This is a genomic window from Roseateles sp., assembly GCF_052436255.1.
Classification (GTDB): domain Bacteria; phylum Pseudomonadota; class Gammaproteobacteria; order Burkholderiales; family Burkholderiaceae_C; genus Pelomonas.
In genome coordinates this window covers 33,753-55,125 of record NZ_JBQVNP010000015.1, presented here as the reverse complement: position 1 = coordinate 55,125, position 21,373 = coordinate 33,753, and the positions used below count along the sequence as shown (strand labels likewise).

At 69.5% G+C, this 21,373-nt stretch carries 22 protein-coding genes and 2 pseudogenes; 12 read left to right on the top strand and 12 right to left on the bottom strand.

The window, feature by feature from the left end; translation table 11 throughout:
* The 7 genes and pseudogenes from ACT6S0_RS06160 to map all read left to right on the top strand — a co-directional run.
* A pseudogene (locus ACT6S0_RS06160) lies at nt 1-379 on the top strand (hypothetical protein); the annotation flags it as partial.
* Complete coding sequence (locus ACT6S0_RS06155; RefSeq protein WP_444763007.1) at nt 376-1,068, top strand: hypothetical protein; 693 nt, start codon at nt 376-378, stop codon at nt 1,066-1,068. The pseudogene ACT6S0_RS06160 and the gene ACT6S0_RS06155, both read left to right, overlap by 4 nt.
* On the top strand, nt 1,068-3,884 hold the full coding sequence (locus ACT6S0_RS06150) for an ATP-binding protein (protein ID WP_444763006.1): 2,817 nt from the start codon (nt 1,068-1,070) through the stop codon (nt 3,882-3,884). The genes ACT6S0_RS06155 and ACT6S0_RS06150 overlap by 1 nt, the downstream gene beginning before the upstream one ends.
* Entirely contained in the window at nt 3,871-5,043 is a 1,173-nt protein-coding gene (locus ACT6S0_RS06145; protein WP_444763005.1) for a hypothetical protein, read from the top strand. The genes ACT6S0_RS06150 and ACT6S0_RS06145 overlap by 14 nt, the downstream gene beginning before the upstream one ends.
* Complete coding sequence (locus ACT6S0_RS06140; protein ID WP_444763004.1) at nt 5,040-5,483, top strand: acyl-CoA thioesterase; 444 nt, start codon at nt 5,040-5,042, stop codon at nt 5,481-5,483. The genes ACT6S0_RS06145 and ACT6S0_RS06140 overlap by 4 nt, the downstream gene beginning before the upstream one ends.
* A gap of 38 nt (nt 5,484-5,521) precedes the next feature.
* Nucleotides 5,522-5,770: a ParD-like family protein gene (locus ACT6S0_RS06135; RefSeq protein WP_444763003.1), complete on the top strand. Its 249-nt coding sequence runs from the start codon at nt 5,522-5,524 to the stop codon at nt 5,768-5,770.
* Complete coding sequence (gene map, locus ACT6S0_RS06130; protein ID WP_444763002.1) at nt 5,767-6,558, top strand: type I methionyl aminopeptidase; 792 nt, start codon at nt 5,767-5,769, stop codon at nt 6,556-6,558. The genes ACT6S0_RS06135 and map overlap by 4 nt, the downstream gene beginning before the upstream one ends.
* Before the next feature lie 31 nt (nt 6,559-6,589).
* Here map and ACT6S0_RS06125 read toward each other — a convergent pair whose 3' ends face one another.
* The 3 genes from ACT6S0_RS06125 to ACT6S0_RS06115 are packed head-to-tail and all read right to left on the bottom strand — an operon-like array spanning nt 6,590 to nt 10,289.
* Complete coding sequence (locus ACT6S0_RS06125; RefSeq protein WP_444763001.1) at nt 6,590-7,024, bottom strand: hypothetical protein; 435 nt, start codon at nt 7,022-7,024, stop codon at nt 6,590-6,592.
* 27 nt (nt 7,025-7,051) lie between these two features.
* Entirely contained in the window at nt 7,052-9,712 is a 2,661-nt protein-coding gene (locus ACT6S0_RS06120) for a protein kinase domain-containing protein (protein ID WP_444763000.1), read from the bottom strand.
* Nucleotides 9,713-9,728: 16 nt separating this feature from the next.
* Nucleotides 9,729-10,289: an ECF-type sigma factor gene (locus ACT6S0_RS06115; protein ID WP_444762999.1), complete on the bottom strand. Its 561-nt coding sequence runs from the start codon at nt 10,287-10,289 to the stop codon at nt 9,729-9,731.
* A gap of 237 nt (nt 10,290-10,526) precedes the next feature.
* Between ACT6S0_RS06115 and ACT6S0_RS06110 the strand changes: the two genes are divergently transcribed.
* Entirely contained in the window at nt 10,527-11,069 is a 543-nt protein-coding gene (locus ACT6S0_RS06110) for a diguanylate cyclase domain-containing protein (protein ID WP_444762998.1), read from the top strand.
* Nucleotides 11,070-11,102: 33 nt separating this feature from the next.
* Here ACT6S0_RS06110 and ACT6S0_RS06105 read toward each other — a convergent pair whose 3' ends face one another.
* The 3 genes and pseudogenes from ACT6S0_RS06105 to ACT6S0_RS06095 all read right to left on the bottom strand — a co-directional run.
* On the bottom strand, nt 11,103-11,519 hold the full coding sequence (locus tag ACT6S0_RS06105; RefSeq protein ID WP_444762997.1) for a PilZ domain-containing protein: 417 nt from the start codon (nt 11,517-11,519) through the stop codon (nt 11,103-11,105).
* A gap of 101 nt (nt 11,520-11,620) precedes the next feature.
* On the bottom strand, nt 11,621-11,968 hold the full coding sequence (locus ACT6S0_RS06100) for an FKBP-type peptidyl-prolyl cis-trans isomerase (RefSeq protein WP_444763008.1): 348 nt from the start codon (nt 11,966-11,968) through the stop codon (nt 11,621-11,623).
* Nucleotides 11,969-11,998: 30 nt separating this feature from the next.
* A pseudogene (locus tag ACT6S0_RS06095) lies at nt 11,999-12,343 on the bottom strand (FKBP-type peptidyl-prolyl cis-trans isomerase); the annotation flags it as partial.
* Nucleotides 12,344-12,458: 115 nt separating this feature from the next.
* On the opposite strand from ACT6S0_RS06095, the gene ACT6S0_RS06090 reads away from it, so the two are divergent.
* On the top strand, nt 12,459-12,824 hold the full coding sequence (locus ACT6S0_RS06090; protein WP_444762996.1) for an ankyrin repeat domain-containing protein: 366 nt from the start codon (nt 12,459-12,461) through the stop codon (nt 12,822-12,824).
* A gap of 25 nt (nt 12,825-12,849) precedes the next feature.
* Here the strand turns inward: ACT6S0_RS06090 and gluQRS are convergent, their stop codons facing one another.
* Together gluQRS and ACT6S0_RS06080 are read right to left on the bottom strand one after the other, a co-directional pair.
* Nucleotides 12,850-13,701, bottom strand: coding sequence for a tRNA glutamyl-Q(34) synthetase GluQRS (gene gluQRS / locus ACT6S0_RS06085; RefSeq protein WP_444762995.1), 852 nt, complete (start codon nt 13,699-13,701; stop codon nt 12,850-12,852).
* An 8-nt stretch (nt 13,702-13,709) separates the two neighbouring features.
* Nucleotides 13,710-14,678: a LysR family transcriptional regulator gene (locus ACT6S0_RS06080; RefSeq protein WP_444762994.1), complete on the bottom strand. Its 969-nt coding sequence runs from the start codon at nt 14,676-14,678 to the stop codon at nt 13,710-13,712.
* A gap of 99 nt (nt 14,679-14,777) precedes the next feature.
* On the opposite strand from ACT6S0_RS06080, the gene ACT6S0_RS06075 reads away from it, so the two are divergent.
* Nucleotides 14,778-15,512, top strand: coding sequence for a pirin family protein (locus ACT6S0_RS06075; protein ID WP_444762993.1), 735 nt, complete (start codon nt 14,778-14,780; stop codon nt 15,510-15,512).
* A gap of 123 nt (nt 15,513-15,635) precedes the next feature.
* The gene (locus tag ACT6S0_RS06070; RefSeq protein WP_444762992.1) at nt 15,636-16,190 is read left to right on the top strand and encodes a flavodoxin family protein; all 555 of its coding nucleotides are present in this window, start codon (nt 15,636-15,638) and stop codon (nt 16,188-16,190) included.
* Between the two features lie 70 nt (nt 16,191-16,260).
* On the opposite strand, the gene ACT6S0_RS06065 is transcribed toward ACT6S0_RS06070, so the two are convergent.
* Nucleotides 16,261-17,244 (bottom strand): sulfate ABC transporter substrate-binding protein, encoded by a 984-nt coding sequence (locus ACT6S0_RS06065; protein ID WP_444762991.1) that lies wholly within the window; start codon nt 17,242-17,244, stop codon nt 16,261-16,263.
* 251 nt (nt 17,245-17,495) lie between these two features.
* Between ACT6S0_RS06065 and ACT6S0_RS06060 the strand changes: the two genes are divergently transcribed.
* Complete coding sequence (locus ACT6S0_RS06060; protein ID WP_444762990.1) at nt 17,496-18,371, top strand: dienelactone hydrolase family protein; 876 nt, start codon at nt 17,496-17,498, stop codon at nt 18,369-18,371.
* 173 nt (nt 18,372-18,544) lie between these two features.
* Here the strand turns inward: ACT6S0_RS06060 and ACT6S0_RS06055 are convergent, their stop codons facing one another.
* From ACT6S0_RS06055 to cysT, 3 genes are read right to left on the bottom strand one after another with little or no spacing between them, the layout of a single operon-like run.
* Nucleotides 18,545-19,606, bottom strand: a complete 1,062-nt coding sequence (locus ACT6S0_RS06055) for a sulfate/molybdate ABC transporter ATP-binding protein (RefSeq protein ID WP_444762989.1) — start codon at nt 19,604-19,606, stop codon at nt 18,545-18,547.
* Nucleotides 19,606-20,487, bottom strand: coding sequence for a sulfate ABC transporter permease subunit CysW (gene cysW, locus ACT6S0_RS06050; RefSeq protein WP_444762988.1), 882 nt, complete (start codon nt 20,485-20,487; stop codon nt 19,606-19,608). Before cysW ends, ACT6S0_RS06055 begins: the two co-directional genes overlap by 1 nt.
* Nucleotides 20,484-21,353 carry a sulfate ABC transporter permease subunit CysT gene (gene cysT / locus ACT6S0_RS06045; RefSeq protein ID WP_444762987.1) on the bottom strand — a complete coding sequence of 290 codons (870 nt, stop codon included), beginning with the start codon at nt 21,351-21,353 and terminating at the stop codon, nt 20,484-20,486. Before cysT ends, cysW begins: the two co-directional genes overlap by 4 nt.
* Nucleotides 21,354-21,373 lie beyond the last annotated feature (20 nt).

Genomic DNA, 21,373 nt, shown 5'->3' with positions numbered 1-21,373 from the left:
GTTCGAGCGTGACCGGCCAGTGGCCGCCGCGCCCGAGGGCCTGCCCGCGGCGGTGGCGGCGCCGCCGGGCGAGCTTGCCGTGATGAGCCTGCCGCCGGAGATGGGCCTGATGCAGCAGCTGCTGAACGGCTGGACCGAGGCCGGCCTCACCGAGCAGCCCGTCGCCCCGGCCGTGCTGGGCGGCAGCTATGCCCGTGCCGCCTACCGCGCCCAGCTGCTGCCGCTGCTGGGCGACGAGCAGGCCCGCCACCTGCAGGGCGCCACCGGCGACATGGCCCGCCAGCCCTGGCGCGTGCGCTGGGCGGCGGAGCAGGGCGAGATTGATGACGAGTACGTGCGCTGGATGAGCCAGGGCGCGCTGATCAAAGAGACCCCATGAACCCGAACTTCGACGATGCCGCCTCGCTCGCGGCCCAGCTGCTGGCCCGCCGCTGGTTAGCGCGTAGTCATCCGCTGGTCAAGCGCGCGCTGATCGACGCGGAACTGTGGACTGCGGTGACCGAGCGCCTGGCTGGCGTCGGCCTGCGGCTGGTGGACAACGTCTATGCCGACCACGTCACCGTGGCGCTGCTGCGCCCGGCCGAGAGTGCGGTGTTTGGCGAGACGGGTCTGGCCGCGAACAACAACCTGGAGCTGCCGCGCGATGGCGTGTCGCTGCTGGTCGTGCTGTGGAGCCTGATCGTTTTACCGAAGCGCCAGCGGCAACTGGCCCGCAGTGAAGACGCAGGCGACAACCAGGGCGAGATGTTCGCCGCCGCCAAGCCGCTGCCGACCGCGGCCAGCGTGTCGCCGCTGCTGAGCTACCGCAGCCTGCTGGCCGACTTTGGCGACCAGCTCGGCAAGAAGACCCGGCTGGACGGCAACCTCAAGCTGCTGGAGCGCCACGGTTTCATCACGCGCAAGGGCGAGGACATTGCCGAAGGGCCACTGCTGGACCTGCTGCTGGACTACGACCAGCTCGCGCCGCGCATTCTGGACGGCGCGCTGGCCGACGTGCTGGCCCGCACCACCGACCCCTTTGCCGCGCCGGCCCTGGCCGAAGCGCGCGCCGCCAGAAACGACGACTGATGTTCCACCTCCAAAGCCTCGAACTGCTGCACTGGGACTACTGCCAGCGCGTGAGCCTGCCGCTGGACGGCGCCATCATCACCATCGCCGGCCCCAACGGTTCGGGCAAGACGACGCTGCTGGACGCGCTGCGCACGCTGCTCGGGCTGGAATGCTCCGGTGGCCGCACCTATAAGACCTACGCCCGCCACGCCAACGCCGAGACCGCCTGGCTGCGCGCCGTGGTGGACAACCGGCCGCGCAGCCGCCAGAACAGCAGCCGGCCGTTCGCGTCGTCGCTGCTGTATGCGGACCAGGTGACGCTGGCCTGCCGCATCGAGCGCCAGGGCGGTGACTGGGTGCGGCGCTACCTGATCAGCGACGGCGTGCATGAGATTGAAGAGTTAGCCACCCGCAGCGAGCGCGACTGGCTGGGCGTGGAAGCCTGGCGCAAGCGCCTGGAAGCGGCCGGCCTGACCCGTGCCATCGGCCGCGTGCTGGCGCTGGAGCAGGGCCAGACCGACCGCCTGTGCGAGCTGAGCCCGAAGGAGCTGTTGCGCCTCGTCTTCGAGGTGTTCGGCGACCAGGAGGTGCTGGACCGCTATGAGCAGGCGCGCAGCCACCAGCAGCAGCTGACGCAGGAGGTCGACAAGGCCGCCCAGGAGCTGGCCCACACGCAAGCTCAGCTCAGCGACCTCGCCAACCGCGTCACCAGCTACCGGCTGCGCGAGGCCAAGATCAAGGAACGCGAGCGTCTGGCTACCGAGGTGCTGCCGGTCATGAGGTGGCGCGAGGCGCGCGACAAGACCACGCTGGACGCGCGTGAGCTGCATCGCCAGCGCCTGTTTGCAGCGGCCGATGCGCGGGCGCTGACCGACCAGCGCGCCGCGCTGCTGGGCCTGTTTGCCGCCCAGGAGGCCGCCAAGGCCCGCCTGGTGGCACTGGAGACCGACAAGCGCGAGGCCCGCGCTGCCTTCGACACCGCCCGCGAGGCCGAGCGCCCGGTCGAGTTGCTGGCCAAGCGCGAGGACGAGCTGCGTGCGCTGGCCGACGTCGAGTCCGACGCCGCCGCGCTCGCCGCCCGCACCCAGGCACTGGCGGCCGAGCAGGCCCGCCTGCGCGGCGACTACACCCGCATCAGCGACAAGGCGGATCGCGCGCAGGCCCAGCTCGCCGAGCTGGCCGGCAAGAAGCTGCCACCCGCGCCGCCCGAGGTGGCGCCGATGAAGCGTGCGCTGGACGAGGCCGGCATCGCCCACCATTTCGTGGCCGACTGCATCGACATCGCCGACGAGGCCTGGCGCGCCGCCGCCGAGGGACTGCTGCGGCCGTCGCGCTGGGTCGTCGTGCTGAAAGCTAGAAGCGACGAAGGCCGCGCCTTCGACATTGCCGCCAGGCAGCGCTACCGGCACTACGTCGTGTCGGACACGGCCGCAGCGGGTGCGGCGCCAGCCGGCAGCGTACTGGCCGCGCTCAAGGTCACGGCGCCGCTGCCGAGCTGGCTGCTGCGCCAGCTGGGCGGCATCCGCTGCGTGGCGTCGACCGAAGAGGGTTCAAGGGTAGGCGGCGAATGGATCACCGCCGACGCCTACTACCGCGATGGCCGGGGGGGGCGCAGCGTCTTCGTCGAGCCGCGCGACCACCAATTCGGCGCCAACGCCATCGCCTCGCGGCGCGCGTCGCTGGAGGCCGAGGTCACGCGGCTGGACGGCGAGCTGACCCGCATCGCCAAGGCCCAGAGCGAGGTCGAGCGACAGCTCAAGGACGCCCAGCGCGCCGCCCAGGGCCACAAGGCCGCGCAGGAGCTGAGCGAGCGCGCCCAGGACTTTGCCGAGGCCCGCGCCCGCCTGCCGGCCTTGAAGCAGGCCCGCGCCGAAGCATCCACCCGCATGACCACGCTGGACGGCGAGCATGACCGCGTGCTGCGGGACGCCACCCGCAACGAGCAGGCCTACGAGGCCGCCCAGCTGCGCCTGCGCGACGGTGAGAAGGCCGCCGCCGAGCGCGCCCGTGACCATGCTGCGCGGCGGACGGCGCTGAAGGCGGCCTCGGCCGAGTCGCGTTCCCAGCGCGAGCGCTTCCCGGCCAGCTGGATCACGCCCGCCGCGCTGGCCGCGCTGAACGAAGAGTTCGAGAACGCCCACCAGGCCGGCATCCGCGCCCGCCATGTCGAGCAGGAGCTGGAGACCGGCGTGTGGGAAACCGACGCCAGCGTCATCGACCGTCATGCCCGCATGAGCGCCCAGGTGCACGAGCAGGAAGCCCAGCTGAGCGACCGCCGCGCCAGCAACGAGATGGCGCGCATTGCCGCCTTCAATGCCCGCGAGCGCTATATCGACGTGCTGCGCGCCACCGTGCGCCGCTACAAGAAGAACGTCGCCGAGCTGGGCGAGCTGGCCGGCGTGGCCGCGGAGGCCCAGGTGCCCCATCTCGACAACGACGACACGGTGCTGGCCCAGGCCGGACTGCATGTGAAGTTCAACTTCGACGGCAAGGGCGAGGTGGGCTTGAACGACGGCGAGGCCTCGGGCGGCCAGCAGGTGCTCAAGAGCCTGATCCTGCTGGTCGGCCTGATGAAGGACGACGAGAGCGCTGGCGGCTTTGTCTTCATCGACGAGCCCTTCGCCCATCTGGATGTGCGCAACATCCAGCTCGTCGGCCACTTCCTGCGCAGCACCCGCGCGCAATACCTGCTGACGACGCCGATCACGCACAACGTCGAGGTTTTCGAGCCCAGCGAGATCACGCTGGTCACGAGCAAGAAGCCGCGTGGGGAGCGCTGGGCGCCGCCGATTGCGGTGCTGGCGAGACGGGCGGAGAAGAGTGAGTACGCGTGAGCTGAGCGCCGACCGGCTGCGCCGCCATCGTGCGGCCGCCGCGCCCGTCTGGCCGCCGGCCCTGCCCGCGCTGGACGTGGACGAGCGCGAGCTGCTGGCCGACTGGTTGCGCGGCAGCGCCGACAGCCGACCCTGGCCCGGCCTGCTGGATGCCGCCGGCCCCACCCGCATCGAGCTGGCGGACCGCCTGGCCGACAAGGGCCTGGTGGCGGGACTGCTGACGCTCAAGGAGAAGTTCGAGCGCGGCCGCTGGTTGCGTGCCGGCATCGCCTGGGTCGAGCTGGAGGCGCTGCAGACGGCGCTCGGCCTGCCCACCCGCAGCCAGCGCGATGCGCAGCGCCAGGCCTTGACCGAGCAGCTCGATGCGCTGATGGCCGACCCGCTGGTGGGCGAGGCGGCGCAGGACCTGGCCGAGTCGCGCATGGCCCTCAAGCCGGCCCAGGCGCGCGCCGCTCTTCTTGACGCGCTCCTCACCTGGGTGGCGGCCGGCCAGCAGGGCCTGCGGCGCGACTTTGCGCTGCACCTGGGCCACACCAAGGCGGTGGCTGACGGTGAATGGGCATGGCTGGAGCGTCACTTTGACCTCCCGGCGCTGGGCATCGGGCCCTTTGCACCGACGCTGACGCTGGCGGGTGCCGCCTCGCTCGTCTGGCCCGGCGACCGACGCGTGGACCTGGCGGCACTGCCCTTCGTCACGCTGCCCAGCGAGTCCCTTGAGCGCCTGCTGGCGGTGCAGTCGGCGCCCGCGCGCTGGTGGTTGATCGAGAACCGCGCCAGCTTCGAGAAGCAGGCCGCGCGGCTGGCGCCAGGCACGCTGCTGGTTTGGATTGCCGGCCGTCCCACGCGTGCCTGGACGGCTGGGCTCGGCCGCCTGCTCACGCTGGCACCGGCGCCTGCCGCCATCAGTGCCGACGCGGACCCGGCGGGCATCGAGATCGCGCTCGCCGCCGCGCAGCCTTGGGTCGACCGCGACCTGCCCTGGCAGCCGGAGGCGATGGAGGCGGCGCGGCTGGCTCACCCGCGCGCTCAAGTGCTCGGCGCCTACGACCGAGCCACGCTGGACCGGCTTGGGAACGCGGAACTGCCGCCCATGCTGGCGGCGCTGCGCGATGCGATTCGGGTGCGTGGCTTGAAAGCCGAGCAGGAGGGCTGGTTGTGAACGATGCCTGGGACTATCCGTGGCCATTCACGCTGGCGCTGTCACCGGCGCCGGAACACATCGACGGCCTGGGCCACACCAACAACGCCGTCTACGTGCAGTGGTGCGAGCAGGCCGGCTGGGCGCATTCCGAGGCGCTCGGGCTGTCACTCACCGACTACCGCCGCCTGGACCGCGCGATGGCGATCCGCGAGGGGCACTATGACTACCTGCTGCCGTCCTTCGAGGGCGAGGCGCTGGTGCTGGGCACCTGGCTGACGGCGAGCGACGGCAAGCTGGCGATGGAGCGCCGCTTCCAGCTGAAGCGCGCCAGCGACGGCATCACGCTGGTGCGCGGCCGCTGGGCGCTGGTGTGCATCGAGATCAGCAGCGGCAAACCGCGGCGCATGCCGGCCGAGTTCCTGGATGTCTACGAAAGGGCGCTGGTCCCCAAAAGTTGAATATACGTTTCGTATACGAATCGTATATAGTGCGCCGCATGGGAATCGTCAAAATCTCCGATCCGATGCATGAGAGCCTGCGCGTTGCGAGCCAGGCCTTGTCGCGCTCCATCAATGCCCAGGCCGAGCACTGGATGCGCATCGGCATGCTGGCCGAACTGCACCCGCAGCTGAGCCACAGCGAGATCTGCCAGCTGCTGATCCGCGCCGAGCAGGAGGGCGGGCTCGACCTGGCACGCGTGGCGGGCTGGGCTCAGCCGGCCAAGGTCAAAGGAGCCCGCGCATGAAGAGCCTCAAGCTGCGCACGCCCGAGGAAGTGGCCAAGGCCCGCGAGGCCGGGCACCTCATCGCCGAGGTGCTGGCCATGCTCAAGCCCCATGTCGTGCCCGGCGTGACGACGCAGGAGCTGGACGATATCTGCCGCGAGTACATCGTGGACACGCTGAAGTGCATTCCGTCCAATGTCGGCTATCACGGCTATCCGAAGACGGCCTGCATCTCGCCCAACCACGTGGTCTGCCACGGCATCCCTTCCTCGACCAAGCGGCTCAAGAAGGGCGACATCGTCAACGTGGACGTGACGCTGACCAAGGACGGCTGGTTCGGCGACAGCAGCCGCATGTTCATCGTCGGCGAGACCAATGTGCTGGCGCGCCGGCTCGTCAACACGACCTACGAGGCGCTGCGCGCCGGCATCCGCCAGGTGCGCCCGGGTGCGACGCTAGGCGACGTCGGTCACGCCATCCAGAAGGTCGCGCATGCGGCCGGCTTCAGCGTCGTGCGCGAGTACGGCGGCCATGGCATCGGCGACGTCTATCACGACGAGCCGCACGTCAACCACTTCGGCCGCCCGGGGGAAGGGCTCAAGCTGCAGGAGGGCATGATCTTCACGATCGAGCCCATGATCAACGCGGGCGGCGCCGGCATCCGCGAGTTGAATGACGGCTGGACGGTGGTGACGCGCGACAAGTCGCTGTCGGCGCAGTGGGAGCACATGGTGGCCGTGACGGCCGCCGGCTTCGAGATCCTGACGCCGTGGCCGGACGGCCTGGGCGACTACCCGTCGATCGATTGAGCGGCCCGCCGCCGGGCCGCCCGGCGCAGCGTCACTCCGGATCGTTCTGGGTCTGGGGATCGGCGCTCGGGATGAAGGCGACCATGTCGCCGTTCTTGTCCACGTTGGCGAACAGCAGCACGACACCGCGCGTCGTGTAGCTGTCGGGTGCCCAGGGAATGTCCACGCTATCCGTCCATTCGCCTTTGGCGCACTGGGTGCGCGTGGCGAACAGGTAGTTGTGCGGGTTGAGTGAAGGATCGTGCCCGACGGTCTTGACGGCCGCGCCGACCAGCCGCAGCCGCTGGCCTGCCACCTTGGCTTCGACGAAGTTGATGACGAGGTTGCCGGGCTGGTCTGCCGGCGTGGTGGTGGTCAGCGGCGCATCCGGCGGCACGGGCTGGCCGTTGCCATCCACATAGCTGCATTGCGCCAGGCCGCCGGTGGTGGCGGTGACGGTGACGAGGTAGGGCGGAACAAAGGCCATGGAGCTCTCCGGTTGGTGGTGGGGTGATCAAAGTTCTCGTTGCTGCTGGAGCCAGTCTCGTGCAGCCAGCCAGTCGGCGCGGCGCGGCGCGGCCGGGTCCAGGCAGGCCTGCACCTGCATCCAGCGGCGCGTCAACTCGGCATTGGTCTGGTACCAGCCCTGATGCTGCGCCAACAGCGCCGCGGCTGCGGCGCAGCCGGCCTGGCGGCCGGTCGTGCGGTCGAGCTGCGCCAGGTGGGCCGCAGCCGCCAGCAGGGGCTGGTCGCCGGGGCTGCGCTTGAGGGCTGCATCCAGGCGCTCGCGCAGGCGGGTGGGCGCCGGGCAATCGCTCGCGCTGCAGCCGGACTTCTGCGCTTCTTCGAGCAGCTTGACCTGGCGGGGCAGGGCGCTCTCCGGCGGTGGCTTGCCCGGCCTCAGCGATTCGATGCGATCCAGTAACGCCTGCGCACCTCGCGCCCGCTCGCGCGGATCGGCAACGTGCAGTGCCTGCCACTCGGCTTCGATGTTGATGGCGAGCAGGGCCCAGGCCAGGTTGGCAGCATCGCTGCGGATCAGGGTCTGCGCGGCCTCTCGCGCCTGCGACAGCAGGACGCGCCCCGAGCGATCGAGCTCCTGCTGCGTGAGCGCCAGATAGAACTGCACGCTGGCGGCCTTGGCCAGCCAGGCCAGATCCTGCGGCCGCTGCTCGCGCAGCCGCGCCACGCCCGCGAGCGCCGACTCGTATTGCGCTTGCGCGCTGCGCAGGCGGCCGGCGCGCGTCAGCGTCGTGCCCAGCCAACTGGCTGTGTCGGCCCAGTTGCTGCGCAGCTCGGCGTCGTCGGGCCGGCGCTGCAGTGCCCGCGCCTTGAGGGCGAGTGACTCGCGCAGCGCCGCCTCGGCCGCGCCGAGCCGGCCCTGGCTGAGCTGCAGCGCGCCCAGGCTGCTTTGCGCATAGGACAGCTCCACCGTGGCATCCAGTGAATCAGGCGCGGCCGCGTACCAGCGGCGGCTGACATCGAGATAGCGCAGCCAGGCGCGTTCGGCCAATGCGAGCTCGCGCCGCTTCAGGTGCACCTCGCCGGTCCAGAAGGCCGCCGCGCCCTGGGCCTTGCGCCAGCTGCCCAGCAGCGCGGAGCTCGGCGGCTCGCCGTCAAGCAAGGCGCTGGCGTGCTGAAGCGGGTCCAGCGCGCCGTCCAGGTCGCGCTTGGCCACGCGCACCTCGGCGACGACCGTCAGCGCCTTGGCGCGCTGCAGGCTCTCCATGGCGCTGGGCGTGCGGCCAGTGCGGTCCAGCAGGCTCAGGGCCTGGCCGCCGACGCTGTCCAGCAGTTCCAGCCGGCCGATGGGGCGCAGCCGGTCGGCCAGGTCGCCGAGCATGAAGCTCAGGGTCTCCTCGGCCTCCTGGCGACGGGCCTGCGCTTCGTGCTCGGCGGCGGCGGCGCGGCGGGCCTGCCAGGTGCTGTAGGCGGTCAGCCCGACCAGGCTGACGATCGCCAGGCTGCCCAGGGCCACGCTCCAGCGATGACGGCGCACGAAGCGGTCCAGCACATAGAGCCGGCTGTCGGGTCGCGCGCTGATCGGTTGCTGCGTCAGCCAGCGGCGCAGGTCGTCGGCCAAGGCTTGCGCATTGACGTAGCGATCGCCGGGCTTCTTCTTCAGGGCCTTGGCGACGATGGTGTCCAGGTCGCCCCTGAGCAGGCGGGACTGGCGGGCCTGGCTGGGGTCTTCGGACGCCGCAGCCGCGCCCGACAGGCGCCGGGGCTCCACCTCGACGACGGCCTTCAGATGGTCGAGCCGGGTCTGCGTGTCCTGGGCAGTCGGGTGCCGGCCGCTGAGCAGCAGATACAGCATGACGCCGAGCGCGTAGACGTCGGTGGCGGTCGTCACGTCGCCCAGCTGCACCTGCTCCGGCGCAGCGAACTGCGGCGTGAAGGCGCTGCCGGCCACCTGGGTCACTTCCGTCGCGCCGGCACCGTCGATGGCTTGGCTGGCATCGTCGAGCAGCTTGGCGATGCCGAAATCGAGCAGCTTGACCTCGCCCGCAGGGGTCACCAGCACATTGCCCGGCTTGAGGTCGCGATGCAGGATGAGGCGCGAATGCGCATGGGCCACCGCGGCCAGCACGTCGAGGAAGAGTCGAACGCGGGCGGCCATGTCCAGCCCCTGCCGCCGGCAGTACTGGTCGATGGGCAGGCCCTCGACGTACTCCAGCACGAGATAGGGCTGGTTGCCCTCGCCCAAGCCTGCATCCAGCAGCCGCGCGATATGCGGGTGGGACAGCCTGCCCAGGATCTGCCCCTCGCGGGCGAAGCGGCTGCCGCTGCCGAACAGGTCGGCACGCAGGAACTTGATGGCCACATGGCCCTCGTAGCGCCCGTCGGACCGGCTCGCCAGCCAGACGGTGCCCATGCCGCCGCGGCCCAGCTCGCGCTGCAACTCGTAGGGACCGATGCGTTGGCCCGCCAGGTCCGGCGCGTCGTCGGCAGCGGCCAGCTCGCCGATGACGGCCTGCACGGCAGGCGTGTCGAGCAGCGCCTGAACCGTCGGGGCCGACTGGTGGGACAGCAGCGACACCAGCCGCGCGGCGAGGGCGCCGTCCTGGGCGCGCAGCGCGTCGATGCGCTCGCTGCGGCCCGGCTCGGTCATGTCGAGCAGTTCGTCGAGCAGCGGGCTCAGGATGCCCCACTGCTGCTTGTCGATGCCATTCATCGCACCGCCTGCGAGCTCAGCCGCACAGGCTTTCCGCCAGGAACAGCCGGGCCTTCTGCCAGTCGCGCTGCACCGTTCGCTCGGCCACGCCGAGGACTTCGGCAATGTCGCGCTCGGCCAGGCCGGCGAAGTAGCGCATCTCCACGACCTGGGCCAGTCGCGGATCGCATTGGGCCAGCTCCTCCAGGGCCTCGTGCACTCTGAGGATGTCGTCCTCGCGCTGCGGCGTCTCTTCGGCCAGCGCCGTGTCCAGCGTCAGCAGGTCCAGGCCAGCGCCGCGCTTGTCGGCCTGGCGGGCCCGGATCAGGTCGATGACGACGGTGCGCATCGCCCGCGCGGCGTAGGCCAGGAAGTGGCGCCGGTCGGGGAACTCCCGGCCCGGCCCGCGCGGGTCGGCCAGACGCAGCCAGACCTCGTGCACCAGGGCCGTCGTGTTCAGCAGGGTCATCTTCCCGGACTGGCGCATCTGGCGCCGTGCCTGCCGGCGCAGATCGTCGTAGAGCAGTGCCACGACCTCGTCGCCTGCCGCGCGGTCGCCCTGCGCGGCGGCTTTGAGCCTCTGGGTGATGTCTTGCATGGCGCGCACTCTAGCCGCTGGGGGGGCGCTGCGGGCCGCGGCCAAGCTGCCAGTGACGCCACGGGCGACGGCCTGCCCGAAGAATTTTCTCGTCGGGCATGGCGGGTTTGTCGCCGCCACTGCGTTTTGATCAATGAGGGCCCCGTTCGTTGATGCCAGGGAGGCCGGCATGGATCGGTGCAGTGCGCGGACGGGTCCCTCACCCTGACCCCACACAACTGCACGCATTGCCCCCTCATGCCACTGAACTGCACTGAAGGTCCGCCGCCTGCCCGCCCCTGCGGCACCACGCAAACACAACGCGTCGAGACCGTGGACGCGCTGGAGGCCCTGCTGGCCCGCCACCTGGCACGCAGCCGCCGCCACGGCGACAGCGTGGCGCTGCTGTGGCTGGAGGTCGAGCTGATGACGCCCGTCGATCCCGCCCACGGCAGCCGCTGCGAGGAGGCCGTGGCGCTGGCGCTGAGCGCCCGGCTGCGGCACCGCGTGCGTGAGACCGATCGCGTGTTCCAGCTCGGAGCCGCTGGATTCGCGGTAGTGCTGGTCACGGCCCGGCCCGGCGCCCGACTCGTCGAGCGCCGGCTGATCGAGCAGCTGCGCGGCCCCTACGGCATCGAAGGGCGGATGGCACAAGTCCACGTTCAAGCACGCGTCGGCCTGGCGGTGTCAGGCGAAGGTTGCGGCCAGGGCAGCAGCCTGCTGCAGGTGGCGATGGACGACGTCTACGTGCGGCGGCAGGAGGCGCCAGCGGCGGCAGCCAGCGCCGCCCGATGCGCCTGAGCGACCGGCTGGCGCAACCTGGCCCCGGCGCCCTCAGGCCAGCGCCGTCATGCGCTCCACCAGCACGCAGCGCACCCACTTGCGCGCCGTGATCTGCGCCGTCTGGGCCAGCAGGAACTGCTCGGCCTCGGAGTTGGGCGAATCGAACACGAAAACCCCGAGCTGCACGATGCGGCTCAGCGGTCGCGACCAGGCGCGGCGCACGTCGGCGGTGAACAGCGGCACGCCCTGGTCTTCGCCGAGCAGCAGCCGTAGCTCGTAGTGCTCGGCGTCCAGCGGCGGCTCGGCCGCGGCCAGGATCTGCAGGCCCGCCTCGCTGAGGTTGACGACGACGCCGCCGCGCTCGGCGGCCAGGCCTTCGGGCTTGATGACCCAGACCGGCAGCTGCTCGTGCTCGTCGGGCACGAGGAAGAACTCCACACGGGGGAAGCGGCGTTGGTCAATCGACATGATGGGATCTTGGTGCGTGAACGGACTGGATCAAAGCATCTGCGAATGACTGGCGCTTGTCAGCAGCGCCGTCGTCGCTCGAAAGTGGTTCGGCGAAGGCCTCAGACGGCCAGCAGCTCGACTTCAAACAGCAGCGTCGCGTTGGGCGGGATGACACCGCCGGCGCCGTGCGCACCATAGCCCAGCGCGGGCGGCAGCACCAGCATGCGTGTGCCGCCGACCTTCATCCCCTGCACGCCTTCGTCCCAGCCCTGGATGACCTCGCCGCCGCCGAGGCGGAACTTGAAGGGCTGGCCACGGTCCTTGCTGGAGTCGAACTTCTTGCCGCGCAGGCCGTCCTTGTAGAGCCAGCCGGTGTAGTGCACCGATACGCGCTGGCCCTTCGCGGCCTCTGCGCCGTCGCCAACGACGCGGTCCTCGTACTGCAGGCCGCTGGAGGCCGTGTGCAGGTTCAGCTCGACGTTCTCCGGGCCGCCGGCCAGGCCGAGCAGCTCGACCTCGAAGCACAACGTCGCGTTCGGCGGGATGACGCCGCCGGCGCCGCGCGCGCCATAGCCCAGCTCGGCCGGGATCAGCAGCGTGCGTTTGCCGCCGATCTTCATGCCCTGCACGCCCTCGTCCCAGCCGCGGATCACCATGCCGGCGCCCAGCTCGAATTCGAAGGGCTCGCTGCGGTCCTTGCTGGAGTCGAACTTGGTCGTCTTGGCGCCGTCGACCCAGAGCCAGCCCGTGTAGTGGACGGTGACGTCCTGGCCGGCCTGGGCCTGCTTGCCGTCGCCTTCGGCGGTGTCTTCAAACTGCAGGCCACTGGGCGTCGTATTCATGGGGCTTTCCTTGAGTTGGCGAAGCGGCGATTGTCGCCGCGCGGTCGATGCCCCGGCGCAGGGCAGGCGACATGCCTATAGAGTGCGGCGTCGGTCAATCTAGCAAGGATGAGTCATGCCAGCGGGTGGGAACTGGAAGGAGATGTACCAGGCAGGATGCGAGGGCGACCTGGCGCTGGTCGAGTACCACGTCAAGTGCGGCGTGGACGTCAACTACGCGCACCCCGAATTCCTGTCCACCCCGCTGGTGGCCGCCATCCTGGCGCGGCAGCAGGAGGTGGCGCTGTTCCTGCTGGCAAACGGCGCAAATCCGGACCTGCCCTCGGAGTTCGACGCCGCCACGCCGATGCAGGCGGCCCGCAGGGTCGGGCTGACTGCGGTGGAGGACAGGCTGCTTGAACTGGGTGTGGCATGGCCGCCTGCTGAACGCGAGCGCCAGGGCTGGTTGGCCAGGCTCTTCGGCAGACGCGCGCAGGCCTGACGCCTCAGGCCTGCCGCCAACGGCGCTACTTCGCCGCCCGCCATCGGGCCACAACCTCGGCCAGCAGGTCGCTCGCCGGCCGCGCGGCAGCGTCGGTCTCCAGGCCCAGGCAGGCCGCAGCCTCCCGCAGGCGGGCCGCCGGATCGGCCAGGTCCAAGGCCGCCGCCCCGTTCTGCTTCGACAGCTTGTGCCCATCCTCGGCCAGCACCAGCGGCGTGTGCAGATAGCGCGGCGTTGGCAGGCTCAGGCGCCGCTGGAGCGCGATCTGGCGGAGTGTGTTGTCGGCCAGGTCCTCGCCGCGGACGATGTCGGTGATGCCTTGCTCGGCGTCATCGACGACGACGGCAAGTTGATAGGCCCAGAGGCCATCGGCGCGCTTGAGCACGAAGTCGCCGACCTCGGCCTGGAGATCCTGGGTTTGCGGGCCGAGGCGACGGTCGCACCAGTCCACAACCCCTTCGACGCGGAGGCGCCACGCGCGTGCGGCGCGGCCGTTCGTCCCGTGGCGACAGGTGCCGGGATAGACCAGCTCGCCATGGCGGGGCCGCGGCCCCGCGAGCGCGGCGATCTCGGCGCGCGTGCAGGCGCAGCCATAGGCATGCCCCGAGGCGACCAGGCGGTCCAGCGCCGCCTGATAGACATCAGCGCGACGCGACTGCCAGACGGGCGGCTCGTCCGGCCGCAAGCCCAGGGCCGCCAGCTGGCCGAGGATGAACACGTCCATGCCGGGCGGGCAACGCGGCCCGTCGACGTCCTCGATGCGAACCAGCCACTGTCCGCCGTGCGCCCGGGCGTCCAGCCAGCTCGCCAGCGCGGCCACCAGCGAGCCGGCGTGCAACGGACCGGTGGGCGAGGGCGCAAATCGACCTCGGTACACGGCTTTTCCTAGAGCAGTAGGCCTTCGTGCTGCTCCAGCAGCGCGCGCTGCGTGGCAGGCCCGCGCAGCTTGTCTATCCACCAGGCCAGTGCCTTGCCCGGCGCCTGCCCCGTGTCGCGCCAGGCGTAGTGCATCAGCCCGGTCCGCCGGCCTTCGTAGGTGGCCTTGCGCACCAGGCGCCCGGCGTCGATGTGGCGGCTCACCATGGGCACCGGAAGGGAGCCGCATCCCAGCCCGCGCATCAGCGCCTCCAGCTTGGTGGCCAGTGACGGCACCGTCAGCACGTCCTGCCCGGGCAGCATGCCGACGGTGAGGGGAGCGAGCAGACGGGCGCTGTCGGCCACGGCGATGATGCGGTACTCGGCGATCTGGCTGGCGCTGAGCGGCTCCGGCAGGCTGGCGAGTGGGTGATGGGGCGCGATGCAGAAGGCGAACTCAAGTTCACCGGCCAGCTCGCAGTGGATGCTGCTGTTCTGCAGCTGGCTCGGCACACCGATTGCCAAGTCGGCCTGGCCATGCAACAAGGTCTCCCACGTGCCGGCCAGCACTTCAACGCGCAGCTTCAGCCGGGTCGGCGGCGGGCCCCCGCCTTCGGTCGTCTCGGCGTAGAAGGCCTCCATCAGGTCAAACAGCGCGCGGCGGGCGACGGCGTCGTCCACCGCCAACGTCAGTTCGCTTTCCCAGCCGGTGGCGATGCGGCGCACGCGGTTGGCCACTGCGTCCAGCTCCTGCAGCAGGCGCCGGCCCTCCACCAGCAGCTCCTGGCCGGCCGCGGTCAGCACCGCGTGGCGCGAGCTGCGGTCAAACAGCAGCACGTCGAGCGCGTCTTCGAGCTGGCGCACGGAATAGGTCAGCGCCGACGGAACCCGGCCCATCTCGCGTGCCGCGGCGGCAAAGCTGCCGGTGCGGGCGATGGTGTCCATCATGGACAGGGCTTCGGGGGTCAGCGCGCGGCGCTTGTCCTGTGCATGGCTCATGGGTTCAGTCTATTTGAACGATGTCCTCAGAGACGCTTGTCGATGGCGGCGCGCCCGGCTCCTACATTGACTTCATCGCAACGGAGCAAGGCGCAAAGCATGACCACCCAACTGATCAAGTCCAGTGACCGCGGCTACGCCGACCACGGCTGGCTGAAGTCCTTCCACAGCTTCTCGTTCGCCGACTACCACGACCCGGCGCGCATGGGCTTTGGTGCCCTGCGCGTCATCAACGAGGACAAGGTTGCCGCCGGCAAGGGCTTCGGCACCCATGGCCACCGCGACATGGAGATCATCAGCTATGTGCTCTCGGGCGAGCTGGCGCACAAGGACAGCATGGGCAACGGCGAGGTCGGTGGTGCCAACGTCGGCGTCATCCGCCCCGGCGACGTGCAGCGCATGAGCGCCGGCACGGGCGTCATGCACAGCGAGTTCAACCACGCCAAGGACCAGACGACCCACTTCCTGCAGATCTGGATCATGCCGAACGAGCGCGACATCGCGCCCAGCTACGAGCAGAAGCATTTCGACCCGGCTTCCAAGCGCGGCAAGCTGCGCCTGGTGGCGGCCAACGACGGCGAAGCGCAAGCGCATGGCGCCGTGACCATCCATGCTGATGCCAAGCTGTACGCCGGCCTCTTTGACGGGGCGGAGCAGGCCGACCTGGCGCTGGCGGACGGGCGCCTCGCCTACATCCACGTCGTTCGCGGCTGCCTGACCGTGAATGGGCAAGACCTGACGGCGGGTGATGCCTTGCAGGTTCGTGAAGCACCGCGCCTGACGTTGACTGCAGGTCGCGATGCCGAAGTCCTTGTCTTCGACCTCGCAGCCTGAAATGGCGCCCCTCGGCCAAAGCCTACCTTGGCGGCCCCCCGGGGGTACCGCGACGCTCGCGGCGTTCAGCCGCGCGCGCATCGCCCGCAAGGGTTCTAGTTCACCCACCCTGAAAGTCGTCTCATGAGCAAGATCGTTGTCATCTACCACTCCGGCTACGGCCACACCAAGCGCATCGCCGAGACCGTCGCCGAGAGCGCTTCGGCGCAGCTCATCGCCATCGATGCAGAGGGCAACCTCAAGGACGCCGACTGGGAGGCGCTGGCCGCCGCCGACGCCATCGTCTTCGGCTCGCCCACCTACATGGGCAGCGTCAGCTGGCAGTTCAAGAAGTTCGCCGATGCCTCCAGCAAGCCCTGGTTCGGCCAGGTCTGGAAGGACAAGCTGGCCGCCGGCTTCACCAACAGCGCGTCGATGAACGGCGACAAGCTGTCGACGCTGCACTACCTGTTCACGCTGAGCCAGCAGCACGGCATGGTCTGGGCCGGCACCGGCCTGATGCCGGCCAACAAGAAGACTTCCACGCGCGAGGACGTCAACTACGTCGCGTCGTTCGCCGGCCTGATGACCGTCTCGCCCAGCGACGCCTCGACCGACGAAATGGCCGCAGGAGATTTCGCGACGGCCAAGGCCTTTGGCGAGCGCGTCAAGGCGATGGCCGAGCGCTGGGCGCGCTAAGCCAGGACACAGAAGCGGGTGTCATCCCGCCGCCGCCACGTCGCTGCGCCAGCGAGGCTTTGTTGGGTTTCTACTTCAGATAGATCTTGTCGAAGACACCGCCATCGTCGAAGTGCGCCTTCTGCACCTGGCGCCAGTCGCCGAACAGCTCGCCGAGCGTGAACAGCTTGACCGGTTGGAAGGTCTTCGCGTACCTGGCCGCGACCTTGGCGTCGCGCGGGCGGTAGTAGTTCTGCGCGGCCAGTTCCTGACCTTCGGGGCCGTACAGAAACGCCAGGTAGGCCTGGGCCTGCTTGCGCGTGCCGCGCTTGTCGACGACCTTGTCGACGATGCTCACCGGCGGCTCGGCCAGGATGGACAGGGTGGGTGTGACGATCTCGAACTTGCTCGGCCCCAGTTCCTTGACGGCCAGGAAAGCTTCGTTCTCCCAGGCAATCAGCACGTCGCCGATGCCGCGCTCGACGAAAGTCGTCGTGGAACCGCGGGCGCCGGAATCCAGCACCTTGACGTTGGCGAAGATCTTCTTGACGAAGTCCTGCGCCGTGGCGGGCGTGCCGCCGTTCCTCAGGTTGTAGCCCCAGGCTGCCAGATAGTTCCAGCGCGCACCGCCGCTGGTCTTGGGGTTGGGGGTGATGACCTCGACGCCGGCGCGGGCCAGGTCGTTCCAGTCCTTGATGCCCTTCGGATTGCCCTTGCGCACCAGGAACACGATGGTCGACGTATAGGGGCTGGCGTTCTGCGGCAGGCGCTTCTGCCAGTCCAGCGGCAGCAGCTTTTGGTCGGCGATGGCGTCGATGTCGTAGGCCAGGGCGAGCGTCACGACGTCGGCTTGCAGGCCGTCGATGACCGAGCGCGCCTGCTTGCCGGAGCCGCCGTGCGAGGTCCTGATGGTGAGTGTTTCGCCGGTCTTGGCCTTCCAGTCGGCAGCGAAAGCCTTGTTGAAGTCCTGGTACAGCTCTCGCGTCGGGTCGTAGGAGACGTTGAGCAGCGTGGTCTGGGCAAGGGCGCCGTTGGCTGCGGCGGTGAGGAAAAGGGCGGAAAGTAGGCGGCGCATGGTCTTCGAGTTAGGAATGGGGCTATTCACCCTGGGGCGGGCAGCAGCGCGCGTGTGCGGGGCCTGAGCGACTTCGGTCAGGTTGAAGCCGCGGCGTTGAGCCTCACGGAGTGGCTGGGTTCATGCGGCGCGATTCTGGGAACTGCGGCGGCATTTGTCGTCGAACCATTTGCCATATGGTTATTCGGTCCTTGTGCGGCTGCACTGCTGGGCCGCCTCTAAAGTCGGCCGTTCCACCACGGAGCACGCGCATGACTCAACCCATTCCGCCCCAGGCCTGGCCGCTGTTCGACCGCTACGTGCACGGCGACCTTAGCCGTCGCGGCTTTCTGGACCAGGCCGCGGTGTTTGCCGGCGGCCCGGCCGGTGCGGCGGCGCTGCTGGCCGCGCTGAGCCCGAACTTCGCGGCCGCCCAGCAGGTCAAGCCGGACGACGCGCGACTGGCGACGCGCCGCCATGCCTTCCCGTCACCGGACGGCAATGGCCAGGTGCAGGGTTACATGGTCAAGCCGTTCAACGCGACGGGCAAGCTGCCGGCCGTGCTCGTCGTGCACGAGAACCGCGGCCTGAACCCGCACATCGAGGACATCACGCGCCGCGTCGCCCTGGCCGGCTATGTGGCCTATGCGCCCGATGCGTTGACGCCGCTGGGCGGCTATCCGGGCCACGAGGACGATGCGCGTGCGCTGTTTGCCAAGCTCGATGTGGCCAAGGCGCGTGCCGACATCGTCGCCAGCGCGCGTGGACTGCTGACCTTGGCGGATGCCAATGGCAAGCTCGGCGTGGTCGGCTTCTGCTGGGGTGGCCAGCTTTCGAGCCATGTCGCCACGCAGGTGCCCGAGCTGGCCGTGGCCGTGCCCTTCTACGGCGGCGCGCCGGCGCTCGAGGACGTGCCGCGCATCAAGGCGCGGTTGCAGCTGCATTACGCGGCGAACGACGAGCGCGTCAATGCCAGCTGGCCGGCGTATGAAGCCGCGCTGAAGGCGGCGGGCGTGCGCTACGAGCAGTTCAGCTATCCGGGCACGCAGCACGGCTTCAACAACGACACGACACCGCGCTATGACGCGGCGGCGGCGCAGCTGGCGTGGGAGCGGACGTTGGCGGTGTTCAAGGCGGCACTGAGCTAATCCGAGAACGTGGGTGGGCATGCGGGGGGGTGAGAAAGGGGGGTGTCGAGTTTGGTTGCTTTTTCGGCGAGTTGGTTTGACTCGGTGCATTGCCGGGGACGGACTCCCGGCAATGCAGCAATCAGTAGATATCGACGCAAACGCTACCAAGCCATTGCTGCGTCAGCGCAACCTCAAATCCCCGCCCCTGCCTCAAACAAGCTCAACCGCGCCGCGCTCAACCTCACCCGCTGCCCGCCCTGCAACCGCAACGCGTCAGCCTCGGCCCGCGTCAGCTCCGCCTCCAGCGGCTGCCCGTCCGGCCCGATCAGTTCAACGCGGGCACTGGCGCCGAACGACAGCACGCGCTCCACCGTGGCAGACAACCCGGGCGCCGACTCGTCCGTCAGGATCTGCAGCTCATGCGGCCGCGCGTAGGCCTGGACTTCACCGCCGCCCACGTTCGTGCCGGCGCCCGGCAACTGGTGCTCGCCCATGTGCAGCACGCCCCCACGCGCGTGGCCGACGAAGCGGTTGACCGCGCCGAGGAAGCCGTAGACAAAGGGCGTCGCCGGCCGCTCGTAGACCTCCTGCGGCGTGCCGACCTGCTCGACACGCCCATGGTCCATCAACACGATGCGGTCGGCCACTTCGAGCGCCTCGTCCTGGTCATGCGTGACGAAGATGCTGGTGATGTGCAGCTCGTCATGCAGGCGGCGCAGCCAGCGGCGCAGCTCCTTGCGCACCTTGGCGTCCAGCGCGCCGAAGGGCTCGTCGAGCAGCAAGACACGCGGCTCCACCGCGAGCGCGCGGGCCAGTGCGATGCGCTGGCGCTGGCCGCCGGAGAGCTGGGGCGGGAAGCGGTCGCCCAGCCAGTCGAGCTGCACGAGCTTGAGCAGCTCGGTGACGCGCTTCTTGATCTCGGCCTCGTTCGGCCTGTCCTTGCGTGGCTTCACGCGCAGGCCGAAGGCGACGTTGTCGAACACCGTCATGTGGCGGAACAGCGCGTAGTGCTGGAAGACGAAGCCGACCTGGCGCTCGCGCACATGCGTGTCGGACGCGTCCTGGCCGTCCAGCAGCACGCGGCCACGGTCGGCCTGCTCCAGCCCGGCAATGATGCGCAACAGCGTCGTCTTGCCGCAACCCGAAGGGCCCAGCAGGGCGACGAGTTCGCCGCGCGGGAAATCCAGCGTCACGTCACCCAAGGCGGTGAAGTTGCCGAAACTCTTGTGGATGTTTTGAACTTCGATGCCCATTACTCGCCCCCGTGCGACTGGCTGGCGCGCCACTCGATGAATTGCTTGATCACCAGCGTCACCAGCGCCAGCAGCGCCAGCAGCGAGGCGACCGCGAACGCGGCCGCGAACTGGTATTCGTTGTAGAGGATCTCGACATGCAGCGGCAGCGTGTTGGTCAGCCCGCGGATATGGCCGGACACGACCGACACGGCGCCGAACTCGCCCATCGCGCGCGCATTGCAGAGGATGACGCCGTAGAGCAGACCCCACTTGATGTTGGGCAGCGTGACGCGGCGGAAGGTCTGCCAGCCGCTGGCGCCCAGCACCGTGGCGGCTTCCTCCTCGTCACGGCCCTGCGCCTGCATCAGCGGGATCAGCTCGCGGGCAACGAAAGGGAAGGTCACGAACACGGTCGCCAGCACGATGCCGGGCACGGCAAAGATGATCTTGATGTCGTTGGCCTGCAGCCAGGGGCCGAACCAGCCCTGCGCGCCGAAGATCAGCACATACATCAAACCCGCCACCACGGGCGAGACCGAGAAGGGCAGGTCGATGAAGGTGATCAGCAACTGCTTGCCACGGAAGTCGTGCTTGGCGATGGCCCAGGACGCGGCCAGGCCGAACACGAGGTTCAGCGGCACGGCGATGGCTGCGGCCAGCAGCGTCAGCTTGATGGCCGAGAAGGTTTCTTCATCGCCCAGCGATGCGAAGTAGACCTCCCAGCCCTTGCGCAGCGCCTCGGTGAAGACGGCCACCAGTGGCAGCACCAGGAAGATGAGGAAGAAGCCCAGGCCCAGGGCCAGCAGCGAGCGCCGCACCCAGGGGGATTCGCGCGTGGCGGGGTTGTCCTGGTATTTGGCGCGGGCGCGCGCCGGGGCGAGATGCAAGGCTGCACTCATTTCCGGCCTCCCCGCTGCGAACTCCAGGCCTGCAGCCCGTTGATGATGAGCAGCAGCACGAAGCTGACGATCAGCATCACCGTTGCGATCGCCGTGGCGCCGACGTAGTCGTACTGCTCCAGCTTGGCGATGATCATCAGCGGCGTGATCTCGCTGACCATGGGGATGTTGCCGGCGATGAAGATCACCGAGCCGTACTCGCCCACGGCGCGCGCGAAGGCCAGCGCGAAGCCGGTCAGCAGGGCCGGCAGCAGTGTCGGCAGCACGACATATCGGAAGGTCTGCCAGCGCTGCGCGCCCAGCGATGCGGCGGCTTCCTCCAGCTCGGTCTCCATGTCCTCCAGCACCGGCTGCACGGTGCGCACGATGAAGGGCAGACCGATGAAGATCAGCGCCAGCAGGATGCCCAGCGGCGTGAAGGCGATCTTGAGACCGTCATCGCCGAACAGGAAGGCCAGCGAGCCCCCAGGCGCGAACAGCGAGCCGACCCAGCCGTTGGGGGCATACAGCGCCGTCAGCGCGATGCCGGCGACGGCGGTGGGCAGCGCGAAGGGCAGATCGATCAGCGCGTCCACCAGCTTTTTGCCCGGGAACTCATAGCGCACGATGCACCAGGCCAGGATGAGGCCAAAGAACAGGTTGATGAGCGCAGCCAGCAGGGAGGCGCCGAAGCTCAGCTTGTACGAGGCCATCACCCGCGGCGACGTGGCCGCCGCCCAGAAGGCCTCGAAACCGTGGCCCGAGGACTTGATGAACACCGCGATCAGCGGGATCAGCACGATCAGCGACAGGTAGAACAGCGTGAAGCCGAGCGTGGGCGCGAAGCCGGGGAGCACGCGTCGTCTTCCCAGGGAGAGCAGGGCCATATCGAGTGATGTCCAGCCGC

Excerpts from the sequence above, each read along its gene's own strand:
- ACT6S0_RS06155 (WP_444763007.1), top strand. The coding sequence starts at position 376 with ATGAACCCGAACTTCGACGATGCCGCCTCGCTCGCGGCCCAGCTGCTG.
- ACT6S0_RS06150 (WP_444763006.1), top strand. The coding sequence starts at position 1,068 with ATGTTCCACCTCCAAAGCCTCGAACTGCTGCACTGGGACTACTGCCAG.
- ACT6S0_RS06135 (WP_444763003.1), top strand. The coding sequence starts at position 5,522 with ATGGGAATCGTCAAAATCTCCGATCCGATGCATGAGAGCCTGCGCGTT.
- map (WP_444763002.1), top strand. The coding sequence starts at position 5,767 with ATGAAGAGCCTCAAGCTGCGCACGCCCGAGGAAGTGGCCAAGGCCCGC.
- ACT6S0_RS06125 (WP_444763001.1), bottom strand. The coding sequence starts at position 7,024 with ATGGCCTTTGTTCCGCCCTACCTCGTCACCGTCACCGCCACCACCGGC.
- ACT6S0_RS06120 (WP_444763000.1), bottom strand. The coding sequence starts at position 9,712 with ATGAATGGCATCGACAAGCAGCAGTGGGGCATCCTGAGCCCGCTGCTC.
- ACT6S0_RS06115 (WP_444762999.1), bottom strand. The coding sequence starts at position 10,289 with ATGCAAGACATCACCCAGAGGCTCAAAGCCGCCGCGCAGGGCGACCGC.
- ACT6S0_RS06110 (WP_444762998.1), top strand. The coding sequence starts at position 10,527 with ATGCCACTGAACTGCACTGAAGGTCCGCCGCCTGCCCGCCCCTGCGGC.
- ACT6S0_RS06105 (WP_444762997.1), bottom strand. The coding sequence starts at position 11,519 with ATGTCGATTGACCAACGCCGCTTCCCCCGTGTGGAGTTCTTCCTCGTG.
- ACT6S0_RS06090 (WP_444762996.1), top strand. The coding sequence starts at position 12,459 with ATGCCAGCGGGTGGGAACTGGAAGGAGATGTACCAGGCAGGATGCGAG.
- ACT6S0_RS06080 (WP_444762994.1), bottom strand. The coding sequence starts at position 14,678 with ATGAGCCATGCACAGGACAAGCGCCGCGCGCTGACCCCCGAAGCCCTG.
- ACT6S0_RS06075 (WP_444762993.1), top strand. The coding sequence starts at position 14,778 with ATGACCACCCAACTGATCAAGTCCAGTGACCGCGGCTACGCCGACCAC.
- ACT6S0_RS06070 (WP_444762992.1), top strand. The coding sequence starts at position 15,636 with ATGAGCAAGATCGTTGTCATCTACCACTCCGGCTACGGCCACACCAAG.
- ACT6S0_RS06065 (WP_444762991.1), bottom strand. The coding sequence starts at position 17,244 with ATGCGCCGCCTACTTTCCGCCCTTTTCCTCACCGCCGCAGCCAACGGC.
- ACT6S0_RS06060 (WP_444762990.1), top strand. The coding sequence starts at position 17,496 with ATGACTCAACCCATTCCGCCCCAGGCCTGGCCGCTGTTCGACCGCTAC.
- ACT6S0_RS06055 (WP_444762989.1), bottom strand. The coding sequence starts at position 19,606 with ATGGGCATCGAAGTTCAAAACATCCACAAGAGTTTCGGCAACTTCACC.
- cysW (WP_444762988.1), bottom strand. The coding sequence starts at position 20,487 with ATGAGTGCAGCCTTGCATCTCGCCCCGGCGCGCGCCCGCGCCAAATAC.
- cysT (WP_444762987.1), bottom strand. The coding sequence starts at position 21,353 with ATGGCCCTGCTCTCCCTGGGAAGACGACGCGTGCTCCCCGGCTTCGCG.